The organism is Bradyrhizobium pachyrhizi, from assembly GCF_029714545.1.
In the GTDB taxonomy this organism is placed as follows: Bacteria; Pseudomonadota; Alphaproteobacteria; order Rhizobiales; family Xanthobacteraceae; genus Bradyrhizobium; species Bradyrhizobium pachyrhizi.
On sequence record NZ_CP121667.1, the window covers coordinates 2,801,386 to 2,817,002 of the forward strand.

A 15,617-nucleotide genomic window follows, 5' to 3' on the forward strand; every position below is an offset into this window, starting at 1 on the left:
GCGGATGCAGTGGCATTGGTCGCCGTGTTCGGCGCCGCATCGCTACCGGCGCTGAGAACGCCCAGTCAGACACTGGCCCTGGCCTCCGCGAGTCGCTGGGGCCTTTCCTTGTCGGGCGCATGGGCAAACTTATCGGGTTAAGTAACGGCCCTGATTTCCGGACCGGATAGACGGGAATCGAGGAACATGCAATCCATACTGGCATTTCCTGACCAAGCAATTTTGGGGGATTCCAGTGCCAGCGTGGTCCCAAGAGGACGAGCAGCGCCTATTGCAGTTACTCCGCACCACAAATCTGACGCAGCGCGAGATTGCCTACAAGCTCGGGCGAACGGAGGCTGCAGTCAGCGCGCGCCTGAGGCGAAGCGCGGAAGAGAACTAGCCCCAGTGTTCCCATGGCTAGCTAGGAACGAACGTGGCGGAAGCTTGTTCATCTGACGAATGCGGCATTCATCAGCTCGACCAAGCCGCATTCGGTCAGTGTGATGCCCATGGCCCCAGCGTGCTCCCAAGCGCTGGGGCCGGTTCTTCAGGACACCCAATGCCTGCGCACTTCTCCGGGCTCCATGTTGAGCGCCGGGATGTGCTCGGCGGCAAGCTGTCGCTGAATGAGACTAACAGCCCACCTTCCGGGATTTCGTCCAGCACCCGATCAACCGCTTCTTCGCGCGAGGTCGCAGCGAGCCAGATTTGGACCTCGCCGTTATCGGTCGTCACGCGGACTAAATGAACTTCGCTAGCCGGCCGCATAGCCATAAAACCGTGCCTGAGCGGATTGTTTCTAATCAGAAATCCGGCCTATTTTTGGCTAGTCAGGAACAGGTCCTCGCTCGGGCGGTTATCGGCAGGCGTCCCACTCTCGTGGTACTCGAGCCAGCCTTGGTCCTTGGCATACTCCAACCCAGCCCAGTACTCGGCCGGCGTCGCCTTGTCCTGGTAGAGCATTGGATAGTTGATCTTCTCGATAGATCCGGCCATCCTGGATCGGCTCGAATGCTCGCGCGTGCTCCATGAGCCTGCGGGCGGCCTTCTCGGGGTCGGAGTAGGGGCGGTCGCCGATGTATTTCATCGCTTGTCTGTTTAGTCTGCTGATCGAGGCAGCTTCACATAAACACTACAATTGCAGTGATTGCGATAGGGCTTAAGCCCAAGATGATGATGCTCGAACGATATAAGATTTCAGCCATGGCGTGCCCCTGAGCGGTCGGCAACTCAGCTTTGGCTAAGACGGACATTTATAGCATAAGATGCACCAAGAGCGCCTGGCCCGAATGGACTATCGCTCGCGCCCCTTCGCCGCGTCCCGGGGCAGAGAAACAAATCCATCAGAAATACGGCCGACGAAATGGCACTACCTCGCCATCCGCGGCGCGGGTCACCACCCGGGCCAGCTCCATGACGGCAAAATCTTGGTCTTCGAGCGTGTCCGCCACGGCCTGACAGTTCATTTCGTGGACGATCGCCTCTGCGACCTTCATTAGTCGTGCGGTCTCAGCTGGGGTGTCTGTCAGGTGCATCAGGTCCGCGGCTTTCGAAACGGGCACCAGGTCTACGTCTGCTGCGCGGATGACGACGCGGGCCACCTCAAGGGGATCGAAGCCCAGGTCGGCGACCGCTTCGGCGACACCTTGTCGATCCAGCTCAGCGACGATCGCCTCAGTGACCTTCATCAGTCGCGCCGTTTCTGCAGTGAGGTCTACCATTGGTCCGTTCTCGAGCTTCGGGTAACCACGATCTTGCCCCCTGGTGTGATTATAAGTCTGTGTCCATTGGAGCAAGCCAGGTCAGATATCGCCCGAGACGAAAACGCGGCGCTCTGAGCAGAAACGGTCACCGCAGCCTCACCGCACAGCGGGCACAGGTACTTTTTGTCCAAAGAGACTACTGGGAAGACGTCATTGGATTGGATCACCACGAAGTCGCTCTCCAGCTTGTCGCCGCTGATCACGGTTCGGCGCACGATAAGCAGTTCGGATAGAGCGGCGGGGGACCGATCCGAGGATCCTCTAGAGAGCGCTACGAGGCGCGTCTGTTTCCGGGGTGCTCGTCAATGGTCCTCTTTGCTGCGGCAATCGCTTCTCGCGAACTTTGATAGGTCATGGTTCTAATGGTTTGGCCGCTGCGGTCGAGAGGCGCGATCTCAACCAAGAATCCGCCGCCGGGTTGCTCGACGACCACTAGCCGGTGACCCGAATATCCAAGTTCGTCCGCCACTTCCGCGGCCTCCGCCGGTGTTCCCAGACAACAATTGTCCTGTTGATAGCGTTCCAATGAGGCACGGGACTTTCTTCTGGCGCTGCCGCAATGTGTCAACGCTCTCCCGGCCACCACGTCGAGGACGGGTTCATGGCCGAGATCTTGTTCGTTCGCAACGCCACCAGATGCCTACGCTTGAACGGATAGCCGTTCGAGCGAGAGCACTGCTTGCAGCGCATGTAGCGTTCGAGCTCGTGGATGGGCGTCCATTTCGGCCGCCTGACGATGTCCAGCGCGACGGTCTGATGGGTTTCACAGCCGAGGCACTTCACCTCGAGATAGCGGTAGCCGGCATTGAGCGCGTCGCCGAGAGCTGGGGAGGGCTGAGCAGGGCCTTGGAAAGCGAGCATGCGGGCGTTCCAGGCTTGGCAGGCCGCGGTGTCGGCCGTCAGTCTGGCTTCCTTCGCCCGCTCGGCCAGATGCCGGACGGTGGCGCCGAACATATACTCCCGAGACTTGGATCCCATTCCCCATGATCGCGCCCATTCCCGCGAGAGAGAAGCCGCTTGGTCCGTTCCAAAGGGCGAAATCGATGCCAATGATGCTCCGGAGAACGTCGCTCGACGCGAGTTTGCCGAAGAACTCGGCCCGAGCGCTTCGATTGGTCCACTCCAGGCGCTGGGGGAAGTCCGACAGCGAGGAGGGAAGCGCGTCATCGCATTCGCCGGCGAGGGCCACTTTGACCCGGTAACGCTGACCAGCAATACCTTCGATATCGAATGGCCGCCCCGAAGCGGTCGACGGCAGAGCTTTCCCGAAGTCGACCGCGCCGAATGGTTCGATATAGAGCTCGCGCGGACCAAGATGCTGTCCGCTCAAGCTGACTTTCTCGATCGTCTTTTGGCGATTGCGGTTGAGGGCGCGGGGACATGATGTTCCGGATTGGAATCATTTCGGATACGCACGATCTGTTGTCCGGCGCGACCGGTAGTAACCATGGAGCAGCAGTGCCTCGTTGCCGGTATCGACAAAGTAGTGCGTACTTTCGCTGAACATGGAAGAGCTGCCGGTCAGCCGGGCTGCCGTTAGCTTGGTAAGAGCCACCAGGAGATTGCCCACACGGCAGCGTAGATGACCTTCTCTGATTTTGGCGGGGTGCTGGCGGCCATGACTGATCGTGAGTGAAACGGGGTCGCGCGTCGACAGTTCCAACGATTGGGCTCTCTCATTGAAACCCACAAGCACGATCTGTCGAGCCGATGATGGTGAGTGCTACGCATGGCGGATGCAGCCCCGATAGGCAGAAGCACTGGAAAGTTGACGACCATCAAGGCAGGCCAGGCGGCCCGCACGCTATGCTATTATTGAAGTAGAACAGACATTGAGTACGGAATGGCACAAGGCTGCAGGCATTTGGCGGGAATTCACGACGTCGTTCCCAGTGCCCTTGGGTGCGAAGAATGCTTGCAACTGGGCGATCCATGGCTGCATCTGCGCGTCTGCCGAACCTGCGGTCATGTCGGCTGCTGTGATCAATCGCCCAATCGCCACGCGACGAAGCATTTTCATGCAACCAATCACCCGATCATTGAAGCCTATGATCCGCCCGAAGGCTGGGGCTGGTGTTACGTTGATGAAATCATGCTTGACTTGTCGGATCGGCCGACGCCGCACGGAGGCCCGATCCCGAGATTTTATTGATGCCATGCCGCGCTGCAGGTGGGCTGTAAAGGCGTGGGCAATGCCGCCCTAAGCGAGACTGACTGACGGCGCATGATGCTCCCGACGTTGACGGCCCTCAAGGTGGAGCATCGTCATAGTCGGTCACGAAAGCCAATCTGGTAAGGTGAAGGACATGGCCGCGCGTACTGCCAAACGGAATTCCGATCGAGCCGAAGCCACAAAACAGCCTGGCGCGCGAGTTCAAACGATAGACCTGCAACCTTATGACCACTTCGAGCTGCTTCCGATCGCTGGCGACTGTCGCCACGGCCGGTCAGAAAGCAGGTTGGTTGACACAAATCCTTATACCGACGATGTCCTCCTCGAAATCAAGCAGGCCGATCGCAGCGATCTTGATGCGGCATTTGCAGGGGGTGCCAAGGCTCAGGTGGAGTGGGCTGCCTCAGCACCGCCCGCCCGAGCGCATGTATTTCGTCGGGCAGCAGAGATCATGGAAGCGCGCCGCGGCGAAATCGTTGATTGGCTGATCAGTGAATCCGGCAGCACGCGGCTCAAGGCGAACCTCGAGTGGGAAGTGACTCATACCGTCATGCTTTGGGCCACCTCGGTGCCGCATGCCGTCGAAAGCCGCATGATTCCGTCCGACATTCCGGGCAAGGAAAATCAGGTGCGGCGCAAACCGGTCGGCGTTGTCGGCGCGATCAGTCCGTGGAACTGGCCGCTGCACCTGAGCAACCGCACCATCGCGCCGGCACTGGCGGTGGGAAATGCCGTCGTGGTGAAGCCGGCGAGCGATACACCGGTGACAGGGGGATTACTGTTAGCGAAAATTTTCGAGGAAGCCGGCCTGCCGGCGGGTCTCCTCAACGTCGTGGTCGGCGCGGGCAGCGAAATCGGCGACGCTTTCGTCAGTCATCCCGTTCCGCGGGTGGTTTCGTTTACCGGCTCGACGCCAGTCGGCCGCAACATCGCGGAACTTGCGGCGAAGGCGCCGATCATCAAGCGTGTCGATCTGGAGCTCGGTGGTAATGCTCCCTTCGTTGTGCTCGCGGACGCCGACCTGGATCAGGCCGTCGAGGCCGCAGTGTTCGGCAAGTTTCTGCACCAGGGCCAGATCTGCATCGCAGTTAACCGCATCATCGTCGAGGAGGCCGTTTATCATACGTTCGTCGAGCGCTTCGCCGCGCGGGTCGCGAGGCTGAAAATCGGCGATCCCAGCGACAGTGACACCATGGTCGGCCCGATCATCAACAACTCGCAGCTTCGCAAGTTGATGGAACGCATTGGCCGCGCGCGCGAAGACGGCGCGAAGCAGGTGCTCGGCGGCGAACCGAACGGATTGGTGTTGCCACCGCATATCTTCATAAACGTTACTAACGAAATGGAACTTGCAGCAGAGGAAATATTCGGGCCGGTGGCGCCGATTCTCCGAGTCGGCAATGCCGAAGAAGCGTTGGTTGTAGCCAATGAAACGAGCTTTGGATTAAGCGGCGCCGTGTTCACGCGCGACGTGCACCGGGGCATGCACTTTGCCCAGCGAATGCAGGTCGGTATGGCCCATGTCAATGATCAGCCTGTCATCGATTTGCCGACCTGTCCGTTTGGCGGCGAGAAGAACTCCGGCCTCGGCCGGTTCAACGGCTCTTGGGCCATCGAGGCTTTCACTACCGATCAGTGGCTGACAGCACAGCACGCGCCGCGAGGCTTTCCCTGGAATGCTTCCGCCGTACAGGGGCCATGGTCCTGAAGGTGCATAGCACGGACGATGTTGCTCAGTAGGCCAATTCCCCCCTGATAAACTACGCTACCGGCTTTTGTTTTGGGGACTGCTGCTGCCCCTGGCGCTGTCGGCATGGGTATCGTTATTGGGCGCCGGAACCGCTGGAACGGGGCTCGCATTGGGTTGCGTATATGTGCTTCGCGGCGTGTCAGAGGCTTGGAACTCCCGTCGTCCGGTGCTTGTTTCTTTCATGGCCCAGATCATCAGAACTATGGCAACGCAGACCATCGCGATCAGGAAGATAATTTAAGGGTACATTTCTGTTCATGCGATGCTCCTTCGCGCTCGGGCACAGCGAATGTGGCAACCAGTGTGCCAGCCATCTCATCAATCATGGAGGTCGGACGGCGCGGCGCGTTGAACCTCCGCGACTCTCGAACAGAGCTACCTGCATCATGTGCGCACGCAAGGAGCGGACCGGCCGATGTCGTCGTATGATGCGCCTTGAGCTCGCAGGGTTCGGCGCAACGCCGTTGATCGAACTCTATCTGACGGCCAGGGCGCCGGGAGAATTGGACGCTGCCGAGCTCAAAGCGACGCGTTTTCTGACCGGGTCCTGCCGTAACATCACTCGACATGGCCGGCGCATCGATGAGTGCATGTCATGGCAGATGGTTAACAAATATAACGATGCGTCGCTACTTGGCCGTGGACAATCCTCACTAGCGCACTGAGTTCAGGAGATGGTTAGATAGAGGTCTCGCGCCCGAAACGCCATCGAGGCGCGGCATCAGCAAACAGTCGATCCAAGCAGCGGGCGAAAATGCGCTGGTCGAGGCATACGGTGCAGCTGATTTTCTGAAGAACGTCCGGCGGCGTCATGAATGGTCTCATGACAGATGTCGTCGGCCGCCTGATCGAAAGAATGCGCGCCGGTTGGTCCGTCGGAAGGCTGGTTGACGGCCGTAAAGCAAGTCAGGGCTAAAGGCGCAACCGGACCTAGCGCTTAACTGACTTGGAGATAGACTTGGGTTTCAGCGGTTATCCCGGCGCCACTCTTCCGTTGCCAGGCGCATGGCTTCCGTGCGGTCGCAACCGGTCCGATCCATCCAGCGCTTGATCAGGCCCTCCTTCCCCTGCGCGCTCGTCATTGAAAAGACGCGCTGAAAATCCCGCTGGGTTTCCGATTGCCGTCGCAAGTCGGCTTGTCGCCGCGTTGCCGGATCCGGCCGCAGGGACTGCGATCCATGCTGCAACAGGTAATAAGCGACGCCACCGACTAACAGCAGCAGCAACAGGCCTAGAATGATTTGTTCCGTATCCATGTTCGCCACTCCGCTTGAGCTGGCTCAATATCCCTCCCGGCCCGGCCATTCGCATTGACGGATCGCAAGCCGGTGGGTGGCGGATCCAAGGGGTGGTTAGCTAAGGAGAACCACTGAACAGTTTGGCCCGTTTCGCGTGAGCGTAAAATTCGCAACTGCTCACATTTCCCTTATTCAATGTCCGTTTTGTCCCCACCAGCAGAGGAAAAGCGACATGCCGGGTCGAGCGGGGGCGCGAGGGAGCGTGATCACGGGTCGCGCTCAGACGTTCGGCAAGAAGTATCTCTTGATGTTGTCGCCGTCGGTCTTGAACAGCACGCGGGTGCCGCGAAGCTGCCGAATCTGCTTCTTGGTTCTTTTGATCATGCCGTGGCGCTTGCCAGCGTGGGCTGCCATTACTTTGCCGGTGGCAGTCACCTTGAAGCGCTTCTTTGCGCCTGATTTGGTCTTCAACTTGGGCATTCTGGCCTTCCTTTGGCTGCGAGATGACAAAGCGACTCGGCGATGGCCTCAATCGTCGCTTCGTTCTGAATATCCGAGACAGCGAAATCCTGCGGAAGCATTAGATCAACGATCTGCCGCTAACCGTCCGGACGCACGGCCCATTATTTGGGAATTTCCTGAACATGATGGCGGGCCTAATCTTGGCGAACGATCCAGCCGCTTCACTGCGCGCCGTTGTACCGAGAGTATCCGCCGATAGCAGGCCACGGGATAAGTTTTTATATTCATACTCGCACCCTTGCTTTGGCTGGGGGTAACGCTTTTCGAGGGAACCGACCGGAAAGATGAACGATCGCCTCGCAAGAACGTTCAACTAAATGCTGCGAATTCCCGCACCGTAAAAGTACGTAATGCGGTCGCCGATGTCACAAACGAAGCGGCGCAGAGTTGCACGCTGAAATTGATTCCAGCCAACGAGACGATGCTGATCGTTGAACAGGAAGAAGCGAATCGCGCTTTCGATACCTTTGCACCGGATTTCATACTGCGGGCCACCCCCGACCAACACCTCAACCACCATGAACAAAAAGCCTTCGCATTCTTTCGCAGCCGAGTTGAGGCCTTTTGTAGCTCCGTTCCGCTTCGACGGATCGAGCGAGTTTCACCTCAAATCGCAGAAGACCAGGGAGAGGGGAGGTCTCGACAAGGGCCAGGGCGAGGAGATTATCGAGGCCAACCACAAACGGTTGAGTGATTTCCAGGAAAAGCTCTACGCGCAGAACAGTTGGTCGTTGCTGCTGATCTTCCAAGGCATGGACGCCGCCGGCAAAGACAGTGCCATCAAGAGCATCTTCAAGGGCATCAACCCGCAGGGCTGCGAGGTCCATTCCTTCAAGCAGCCGTCAACGCTTGAGCTCGATCATGATTTCATGTGGCGCAGCGTGATCGCGCTGCCGCGGCGTGGCCGCATCGGCATCTTTAACCGTTCTTATTATGAAGAGTGCCTGGTGGTGCGGGTGCATCCGGAGATTCGCGCTAAGGAGAAGATTCCCGACCGGCTGATTACCAGGAATATCTGGCGCGAGCGGTTTGAGGACATCTCTTCCTTTGAGCGCTACCTCGCGCGCAATGGCACAATCATCCTGAAATTCTTCCTCAACATATCGAAGGAAGAACAGCGCCAGCGCTTTCTCGCGCGACTGGATGAGCCTTCGAAGAACTGGAAGTTTTCGATGGCCGATATCGCCGAGCGCGCACTGTGGGAGAAATACCAAGCGGCGTATCAGGAGGTTATCAGGCATACCTCAAGCGAGGCGGCGCCGTGGCATGTGGTACCGGCCGATCACAAATGGTTCGCGCGAGTGGTGATCGGCTCCACTGTCGTCAGCGCGCTCAACAGGCTCGATTTGCAGTTCCCCAAGATCGACCCTGCTTCGCTGCAGGAGTTCAAGCTGGTCCGCAAGGCATTGCTGGCGGAGGGGCAGGAGCGAAAAGTCGGTAAAGTCGCCGGTCAACAGGTTAAGTGAACATAGAAAGGGTTTCAAGCGCTTAGCAGAGCCAGCACAGCCGCGGCGTCCGGGATGTTCGGGGCGACTTTCTTTATGCGTCCATGCTGGCAGGTCCATTGGTACCGATGCGTGCCCACCGCATCAGCACGATTGCAAAACAGACGATGACCAGGACGGCATAAGGCTTTCGGGGCTCACGGGAGTTCTCCTTTGCCTGGAATATCAAACCCAAGAATGAACTTGAGCGCAGCGCAAAGATCACAGCCATAACCGTATCATTTTGGCGATGGCGCTGTCCCGTCGCTGACCGCTGCTGCTCACTCGACGAGCGCCTGCTTGATTTTCCCAATTGACCGGCGCCGCATTCGGGCAGGACGCAGTACTATTCAAACGCTCCGAGCCGCGACGTCACCAACTTTTGCGTCTGGCCCTTGATCCCCAGTCGATCGAGTAGAGCGTTGGCAACAGCTTCCGAGGATGCTGGATTTTGTCCCGTGATCAGGTCGCCATCGGAGATGGCATAGGGCTGCCATTTCTCTTTCCGGGAATAGTTGCCGCCGTTGTTCCTCAACATATCTTCGACCAGGAACGGTAAGACGTCAGTCAGTTCAATTGCAGCCTCCTCGAGGTTGGAAAATCCGGTGACGGATTTGCCGGCGACAAGGGGCAGCCCATTGGATGCCCTGGTAGAACGCAACGCGCCGGGCCCATGGCAGACGAGCCCTAATGGACGACGCGTGCGGGCCATGGTTTCGATCAGTGCGATTGAGTGGGGATCATTGGCGAGATCCCATAACGGCCCGTGGCCGCCTGGATAGAAGGCGGCATCATGGTCGCGGGCCGAAACGCTCGACAGCGTCCGGGTGTTCGTCAACTCGGCTTGTGCATGACTGTCGCGCTGAAAGCGAATAGTCGCTTCGGTCTCCGCTTCGGCCCACTCGCTTCTTGGATCGACCGGGGGCAGGCCTCCGTCGGGAGATGCAAGTGTGAGAACGATGCCGGCGTCCTTGAAGATGTAATAGGGCGTAGCGAGTTCGTCGAACCAGAGGCCAGTCTTCTTCCCAGTGTCCCCAAGTCGGTCGTGCGAGGTTAGTACGATCAATATCCTCATCTCAGGTTTACTCCTCTGCTCGGCACTTGGTGGCGGAGCATCGGGCATCATGGTTCGATGTTCATTGAGGGTCATCAATTTTGCCGTCAAAGGTCAAACCAGCGCTGATTGGCACAGGCTTTTGGTTGTTGTCGCGTCACATTGATTGTCGGTGAACTTTCGAAGGTCGTCCTGGTCGAGCGCCTGTTCGGTTTTACCAGAGACCAGGTCCCTCTGATTTCGAGCCGGATTACTCTCGTGATCGGCCCCAAGATAAAGGCGACGAGTTGGTGCGCGGCCTCTTTCGTGGAATGTCTGTTGTTGAAGCATCATCATTTGATGGGGATCTCAGCTGAGCATCTCCCATTCATGAAAACTGATCCCCGTCAAGGCCCTAAGACAACTGCAGCGGCATACTGTGCCACGCTTCCGTACTCCCGGAACGAAAGACGGCCGAGTGTTGAGAAGATTCGACGCTGCTGAATAGGCTGATCTGAACAAAGTTGGACTTCTGCCGCATGTCCCATGTCGATCATGTAGGCCAAGCAGAGGTGTCGTTGAGTCGTCCGCCGACCCTTTCCTCGAGCTGTGTCGCTGTTACGGCCGCTTCGGGTGGAATTGCGGTTGCCAATCTCGATTACGACCAGCCGATGCTGACCGAAATCATGCGTCTAGGCTTAGGTTCATCGCTCCGCTGGTCCGACAAGAGGGAGAGACTGCATGCGAAGTTCGTGTACCTGCGTCGCGCTTGCCGCGTTCATCCTGGGCATTTGCAGCTCCATGGGTGCAGCCCAGCCGCAGAGTGAAGATAAAAAGTCGGGAGATGCTCCTTGGAGTACCGGGCGCACAGTTTTGCCGGACAATCAGGGTCAACCCCAGCCACAGGGCTGGACCGGCCCACTATCGACCGGCACTGGCGGCGCTCCACCGACAAGTCCACAGGGGGGCACACCGCCAGACATGCAACCCGCGCCGGGCGGTGCGACCAAGAGCATCGTTGATCCTTCTCCTAAGTACTAACGCGTGACGTGGCTGCACGAAGGGAGAGCCCCGATGAATGGCCCCATCGCCGGTCCGGCCTTGCGGTTTGCTGTTGCATCTACGGGGTCAGGGCAGGAGGCCTCGGTACTCTCACTGTTCGCAATCACAGCGGAGAGAGCTGTGCTATCGACGCGCAGTAGACGGGGCAGGAGGAAAAAATCTGTCTAGAAAATGATGTTTGTCATGATGCCCACGTCTCGTGCTGTGCGCATAGTGGCAATTGAGTTTGATCTCCAACGCCCGTTGGAACCGCTTGGAAAGGCTTGTGTATGAAGGGACGTGTCCAGGCAGCCGTGTACCGGCGTGATCTGCTTCGCCTGGCGATTGTAAGCACTACCGCCGCGACCGCTGGAACGTTGACCATCGAGCCCATCGTGGCTGAGCCCTCGGGTAGCGGTAAGCGGAAGCCCCGTTACCGGGCGAACTCAGCCGAGGTTCAAAACTTCTATCGCGTCAACAGCTATCCCGCCCGATAAGGAGGCGCGCATGCTGTTCAGGAAGTCGGAACGTCGCAGTCGTGGGCAAGCAGCTGTCGCGCCGTGTCAACCACGCACGGGCATCGATCGCCGTACCTTCTTGAACCGCTCGGGCGTCACCATCGGTGCGCTGGCGGTGCTTGGCGACTTACCGCTCGGTTGCGTTCGCCAGGCGGAAGCCGGCCCGCCGCCTCCCGCGGGTGCCACAGTTAACACCCGTAAGAACATCTGCACACATTGTTCCGTCGGTTGTTCGGTTATCGCAACAGTCACGAACGGCGTGTGGACCGGGCAGGAGCCAGACTATGGCAGCCCGATCAATCGTGGATCGCATTGCTGCAAAGGCGCTGCGGTTCGAGATGACGTCTTGAGTGAGCGCCGCTTGCGCTACCCCGTGAAGCTTGTCGATGGCCAATGGACGCGTCTGTCATGGGAGCAGGCCATCGACGAGATCGGGGACAAGCTCATTGAAATTCGCGAGAAGTCCGGACCGGATTCGGTGTACTGGCTTGGATCCGCCAAGTTCACAAATGAAGCCGCCTACCTCAACCGCAAGCTTGCGGCCTTCTGGGGCACGAACAATGCCGACCACCAGGCGCGTATCTGCCATTCCACGACGGTCACCGGGGTAGCCAATACCTGGGGCTATGGCGCGATGACCAATAGCTACAATGATATTCGAAATGCCAAGACCATCATGGTTATGGGCGGCAACCCAGCCGAGGCGCACCCGGTTTCGCTTCAACACATTCTTGAAGGCAAGGAGCTGAACCGGGCCAACATGATCGTCATCGATCCACGAATGACGCGGACGGCCGCGCACGCGACGGAGTATCTTCGTGTTCGCCCCGGAACCCACATCGCGACGATCTACGGCATGCTTTGGCACATCTTTCAGAACGGCTGGGAGGACAAGGAATTTATCCACCAGCGGTCGTACGGCATTGACGAGATCCGCAAGCAAGTCGCGAAGTGGACGCCCCGGGAAGTCGAGCGTATTACAGGTCTGCCTGAAGCACAGGTCAGCCATGTCGCGGAAATGTTCGCCAAAGAGAAGCCCGCAACATTGATCTGGGCTATGGGGCAGACGCAATTCTCGACCGGTACAGCGAACGTCCGTGCCAGCTGCATACTGCTGCTGGCGACAGGCAACGTCGGATGTCCCGGAGGCGGCGCCAATATTTTTCGCGGCCACACCAATGTGCAAGGCGCTACCGATCTCGGCCTCGATGTGACGACGTTGCCACTCTACTACGGCCTGACCCAGGATGCCTGGCAGCATTGGTGCAGGGTATGGGAGATCGATTACGACTGGATCGCTTCGCGCTTCGCGAGCAAAACGCTGATGGAAAGTCCGGGAATTCCGAGCACGCGCTGGTTCGACGCGAGTTTATTGCCGAAGGATCAGGTCACACAGCCCGACAATGTGCAGGCGCTGTTCGTCATGGGGCATGGCGTCAACACGATCACCCGGATGCCGGAAGCCAAGCGAGGGATAGAAAAGCTCGAACTGCTGGTTGTGTGTGATCCGTATCCGACCGCGTGGTCGGTGCTCTCGGAACGCAAGAACGGCATCTATCTTTTACCGGCCTGCACCAGCTTCGAGATGGATGGTTCGCGAACCGCCTCGAACCGCTCGCTGCAGTGGGGTGAGAAGATCGTGGACCCAGCGTTCGAATCGAAAAACGACTACGAGACGTTCTATCTGCTCGCGCGCAAGCTGGGTTTCGCCGACCGTATGTTCAAGAACATCAAGGTAGAAAACGGCGCGGTGCCGGCGGAGGATATTCTGCGCGAGATCAATCGCGGCGGCTGGTCGACGGGCTATTGCGGACAATCGCCGGAGAGGCTCAAGGCGCACATGAGGAACCAAGCCAAATTCGATCTGGTCACCCTGCGGGCGCCGAAGGATGATCCGGAAGTGGGTGGAGACTATTACGGCCTGCCGTGGCCGTGTTGGGGGACGCCCGAGTACAGACATCCCGGCACGCCGATTCTCTACAATACCAATCTTCCGGTAAGCGAAGGCGGCGGCACGTTCCGCGCGCGGTTCGGCGTCGAACGCATCGTCAAGCGCAAGGTGATGGAGAACGGGCAGGAAGTCGAAAAGGAGCAACACGACAATTTGCTTGCCGATGGGTCGTATTCGGTCGGTTCCGAAATCAAGGACGGCTACCCCGAGTTTACGCTGGCCGTGCTGAAGAAACTGGGCTGGGACAAGGACCTGACTCCGCAGGAAATGGAGGTCATCCAACGCGTCAATCGTGCCAATCCCGATGCGGTGTCATGGGCGCTGGATCTTTCCGGCGGCATTCAACGTGTCGCGATCGAGCACGGTTGCTCGCCGCACGGCAACGGCAAGGCCCGCATGATCGCCTGGAATTTGCCTGATCCAATTCCGGTCCATCGCGAACCGATCTACACCCCCCGTCCGGATCTCGTGGCTGATTATCCGACGCTGCCGGATGCCAGGCAATTCCGCGTGCCCAATATCGGCTTCAGCATTCAGAAGGCTGCCGTTGACAAAGGCATTGCCAAGCAGTTTCCCCTGATCCTGAGTTCGGGACGGCTTGTAGAATACGAAGGAGGCGGCGAAGAGACGCGATCCAGTAAATGGCTAGCAGAACTGCAGCAGCACATGTTCGTCGAAATCAATCCGGTGGATGCAGGCGCCCGCGGAATCAAGGATGGCGGATGGGTTTGGGTAACCGGGCCGGAGAGTAATTCGAGGGCTCGCATGAAGGCCGTTGTGACGGAAAGAGTAGGCGAGGGAGTTGCCTGGATGCCTTTCCACTTTGCCGGTTGGTACGAAGGCATCGATCTGCGTCCCAAGTATCCGAAAGGTGCCGATCCGATCGTACTCGGCGAGAGCGTGAACACGCTCACGACCTACGGATACGATCCATCGACCGGCATGCATGAGCCGAAGGCCACCCTTTGTCAGATCAGGGCGGCGTAAGAGGATAGAGCCATGGCGTGCATGAAATTCCTTTGTAGATGCTGCAATGCCTGCGTCACCATCCGCAAAAACTAGAATGACGTCTCCTGGAGAATGACGGCAAGCCAAGTAAGTTCGGTTTCGATGCATGCATTGCACGGTCCGGCCCTGTGGGGGGGGGCCGTGTAACATGCATCAATCCGACAGACGATTGCCCTCAGGCTGCTTCGAAAGATTTGTGCATCAGCTGCGGCTACTGCTTCTATGCCCGCCCACTCGCGGCGCCGCAATATCCGATGGTCAATTTCGAGTTTCGCGGCAAGACGTCGCGGGGGTCGCGTCGGCAATGCGGACTGCGGGCGTACGCGCGCAAGCGCAGTGGTCTGTGCTGGATCGCGAGGGCACCAATCCTGACCGGAGTGCGGGCAGGACATTTGACGTTGCGCCGGAAACTCGCCGCGATCCTGGAAGGTTGGCTGTTAGTCTAGTGCAGCGATACAGATACATCAGCGATCGCCCGGCTGATACATGGTGGTGCGCCAAACGGGCGTTCGCATGGCAGGCCCTGCGGCGGATCAAGGTTTAGTGGCGGACCTCAGCTACCAAGTGCACGACTTTGCTCGCTATGATGTACAATTTCCAGTGCGAGATCGTAGCGACCGAGCCGCTCAGCTATCCCCTCTGCCGTCAGTTCGAGCGCGCGCCCGGGGCGGGCTTGCCAACCGAAGCTACTGCGTCCGGCGCGCAGGAATCGACGATTTCGGCGGCGCGCCGAGGTGTGATGCTTCGATGAGAGGCCTCGCGATAGTGTTCACGGGACATCGGAAGCAGCAACAATCCAATAATATCTGACCTGCCAATAGTCGTAGACGTCCTGGTTGCGGGCCCGAGTTGTTTGCTCCCAATGTTCCCCTTGCTCGATCTTCGGCGCGTTCTTAAGCTCCCCTTCGGTGATGTCCACCTGGAAGCCATCGGGCTTTTCATTCCAGGTCAACATCGACCAGGGAATAGGGTAGTGGTCCTCTCCGATGCCGAGGAAGCCGCCGAAACTCAGGATTGCGTAGGCGATCTGGCCTGTGAGCTTGTCGATCATCAGGCGCTCTACCTTCCCGATGCGCTTGCCGTGTACGTCATAGACCGGCATTCCTTCCACGCTGTCGCTAATGATGAAAGAAGTATGGCCCTCTTGCATCGGG

Annotated in this window: 14 protein-coding genes; 5 read left to right on the forward strand and 9 right to left on the reverse strand. The window is 58.6% G+C overall.

Annotation, left to right across the window (positions count from 1 at the left end):
- Positions 1 to 798 precede the first annotated feature (798 nt).
- The 3 genes from QA639_RS12940 to QA639_RS12950 form a co-directional block, all read right to left on the reverse strand.
- Positions 799 to 978, reverse strand: a complete 180-nt coding sequence (locus tag QA639_RS12940; protein WP_346283727.1) for a hypothetical protein — start codon at positions 976 to 978, stop codon at positions 799 to 801.
- A gap of 347 nt (positions 979 to 1,325) precedes the next feature.
- The gene (locus QA639_RS12945) at positions 1,326 to 1,703 is read right to left on the reverse strand and encodes a hypothetical protein (protein WP_283089932.1); all 378 of its coding nucleotides are present in this window, start codon (positions 1,701 to 1,703) and stop codon (positions 1,326 to 1,328) included.
- Positions 1,704 to 2,309: 606 nt separating this feature from the next.
- A complete protein-coding gene (locus QA639_RS12950) occupies positions 2,310 to 2,723 on the reverse strand; it encodes a hypothetical protein (RefSeq protein WP_283089933.1) in 414 nt (137 codons plus the stop codon).
- On the opposite strand from QA639_RS12950, the gene QA639_RS12955 reads away from it, so the two are divergent.
- The gene (locus QA639_RS12955; RefSeq protein WP_283089934.1) at positions 2,713 to 3,129 is read left to right on the forward strand and encodes an NUDIX domain-containing protein; all 417 of its coding nucleotides are present in this window, start codon (positions 2,713 to 2,715) and stop codon (positions 3,127 to 3,129) included. The genes QA639_RS12950 and QA639_RS12955 overlap by 11 nt on opposite strands.
- A 15-nt stretch (positions 3,130 to 3,144) precedes the next feature.
- Here the strand turns inward: QA639_RS12955 and QA639_RS12960 are convergent, their stop codons facing one another.
- Positions 3,145 to 3,408: a cation efflux transmembrane domain-containing protein gene (locus QA639_RS12960; protein ID WP_283089935.1), complete on the reverse strand. Its 264-nt coding sequence runs from the start codon at positions 3,406 to 3,408 to the stop codon at positions 3,145 to 3,147.
- A 180-nt stretch (positions 3,409 to 3,588) separates the two neighbouring features.
- On the opposite strand from QA639_RS12960, the gene QA639_RS12965 reads away from it, so the two are divergent.
- On the forward strand, positions 3,589 to 3,897 hold the full coding sequence (locus QA639_RS12965) for a UBP-type zinc finger domain-containing protein (protein ID WP_283089936.1): 309 nt from the start codon (positions 3,589 to 3,591) through the stop codon (positions 3,895 to 3,897).
- A 154-nt stretch (positions 3,898 to 4,051) separates the two neighbouring features.
- A complete protein-coding gene (locus QA639_RS12970) occupies positions 4,052 to 5,626 on the forward strand; it encodes an aldehyde dehydrogenase family protein (RefSeq protein ID WP_283089937.1) in 1,575 nt (524 codons plus the stop codon).
- Positions 5,627 to 6,633: 1,007 nt separating this feature from the next.
- Here the strand turns inward: QA639_RS12970 and QA639_RS12975 are convergent.
- The 3 genes from QA639_RS12975 to QA639_RS12985 all read right to left on the reverse strand — a co-directional run bounded on the left by QA639_RS12975 (position 6,634) and on the right by QA639_RS12985 (position 7,948).
- Positions 6,634 to 6,924: a hypothetical protein gene (locus QA639_RS12975; RefSeq protein WP_283089938.1), complete on the reverse strand. Its 291-nt coding sequence runs from the start codon at positions 6,922 to 6,924 to the stop codon at positions 6,634 to 6,636.
- Between the two features lie 261 nt (positions 6,925 to 7,185).
- Positions 7,186 to 7,386: a 50S ribosomal protein L35 gene (rpmI, locus tag QA639_RS12980; protein ID WP_141340122.1), complete on the reverse strand. Its 201-nt coding sequence runs from the start codon at positions 7,384 to 7,386 to the stop codon at positions 7,186 to 7,188.
- Between the two features lie 355 nt (positions 7,387 to 7,741).
- The gene (locus tag QA639_RS12985; protein WP_283089939.1) at positions 7,742 to 7,948 is read right to left on the reverse strand and encodes a hypothetical protein; all 207 of its coding nucleotides are present in this window, start codon (positions 7,946 to 7,948) and stop codon (positions 7,742 to 7,744) included.
- Between QA639_RS12985 and QA639_RS12990 the strand changes: the two genes are divergently transcribed.
- Entirely contained in the window at positions 7,947 to 8,894 is a 948-nt protein-coding gene (locus QA639_RS12990) for a polyphosphate kinase 2 family protein (RefSeq protein WP_283089940.1), read from the forward strand. The two genes, QA639_RS12985 and QA639_RS12990, sit on opposite strands and share 2 nt — an antisense overlap.
- A 364-nt stretch (positions 8,895 to 9,258) precedes the next feature.
- Here the strand turns inward: QA639_RS12990 and QA639_RS12995 are convergent, their stop codons facing one another.
- Positions 9,259 to 9,987, reverse strand: coding sequence for a type 1 glutamine amidotransferase domain-containing protein (locus QA639_RS12995; RefSeq protein ID WP_283089941.1), 729 nt, complete (start codon positions 9,985 to 9,987; stop codon positions 9,259 to 9,261).
- Between the two features lie 1,506 nt (positions 9,988 to 11,493).
- On the opposite strand from QA639_RS12995, the gene QA639_RS13000 reads away from it, so the two are divergent.
- Positions 11,494 to 14,442, forward strand: a complete 2,949-nt coding sequence (locus QA639_RS13000) for a formate dehydrogenase subunit alpha (RefSeq protein ID WP_283089942.1) — start codon at positions 11,494 to 11,496, stop codon at positions 14,440 to 14,442.
- A gap of 790 nt (positions 14,443 to 15,232) precedes the next feature.
- On the opposite strand, the gene QA639_RS13005 is transcribed toward QA639_RS13000, so the two are convergent.
- Positions 15,233 to 15,613 (reverse strand): PRC-barrel domain-containing protein, encoded by a 381-nt coding sequence (locus QA639_RS13005; RefSeq protein WP_346283742.1) that lies wholly within the window; start codon positions 15,611 to 15,613, stop codon positions 15,233 to 15,235.
- Positions 15,614 to 15,617 lie beyond the last annotated feature (4 nt).

What these genes read in the sequence shown, in the direction of transcription:
- QA639_RS12940 (WP_346283727.1), bottom strand. Translation starts at nt 978, where the DNA reads ATGGCCGGATCTATCGAGAAGATCAACTATCCAATGCTCTACCAGGAC.
- QA639_RS12945 (WP_283089932.1), bottom strand. Translation starts at nt 1,703, where the DNA reads ATGGTAGACCTCACTGCAGAAACGGCGCGACTGATGAAGGTCACTGAG.
- QA639_RS12950 (WP_283089933.1), bottom strand. Translation starts at nt 2,723, where the DNA reads ATGGGATCCAAGTCTCGGGAGTATATGTTCGGCGCCACCGTCCGGCAT.
- QA639_RS12965 (WP_283089936.1), top strand. Translation starts at nt 3,589, where the DNA reads ATGGCACAAGGCTGCAGGCATTTGGCGGGAATTCACGACGTCGTTCCC.
- QA639_RS12970 (WP_283089937.1), top strand. Translation starts at nt 4,052, where the DNA reads ATGGCCGCGCGTACTGCCAAACGGAATTCCGATCGAGCCGAAGCCACA.
- QA639_RS12975 (WP_283089938.1), bottom strand. Translation starts at nt 6,924, where the DNA reads ATGGATACGGAACAAATCATTCTAGGCCTGTTGCTGCTGCTGTTAGTC.
- rpmI (WP_141340122.1), bottom strand. Translation starts at nt 7,386, where the DNA reads ATGCCCAAGTTGAAGACCAAATCAGGCGCAAAGAAGCGCTTCAAGGTG.
- QA639_RS12990 (WP_283089940.1), top strand. Translation starts at nt 7,947, where the DNA reads ATGAACAAAAAGCCTTCGCATTCTTTCGCAGCCGAGTTGAGGCCTTTT.
- QA639_RS12985 (WP_283089939.1), bottom strand. Translation starts at nt 7,948, where the DNA reads ATGGTGGTTGAGGTGTTGGTCGGGGGTGGCCCGCAGTATGAAATCCGG.
- QA639_RS12995 (WP_283089941.1), bottom strand. Translation starts at nt 9,987, where the DNA reads ATGAGGATATTGATCGTACTAACCTCGCACGACCGACTTGGGGACACT.
- QA639_RS13000 (WP_283089942.1), top strand. Translation starts at nt 11,494, where the DNA reads ATGCTGTTCAGGAAGTCGGAACGTCGCAGTCGTGGGCAAGCAGCTGTC.
- QA639_RS13005 (WP_346283742.1), bottom strand. Translation starts at nt 15,613, where the DNA reads ATGCAAGAGGGCCATACTTCTTTCATCATTAGCGACAGCGTGGAAGGA.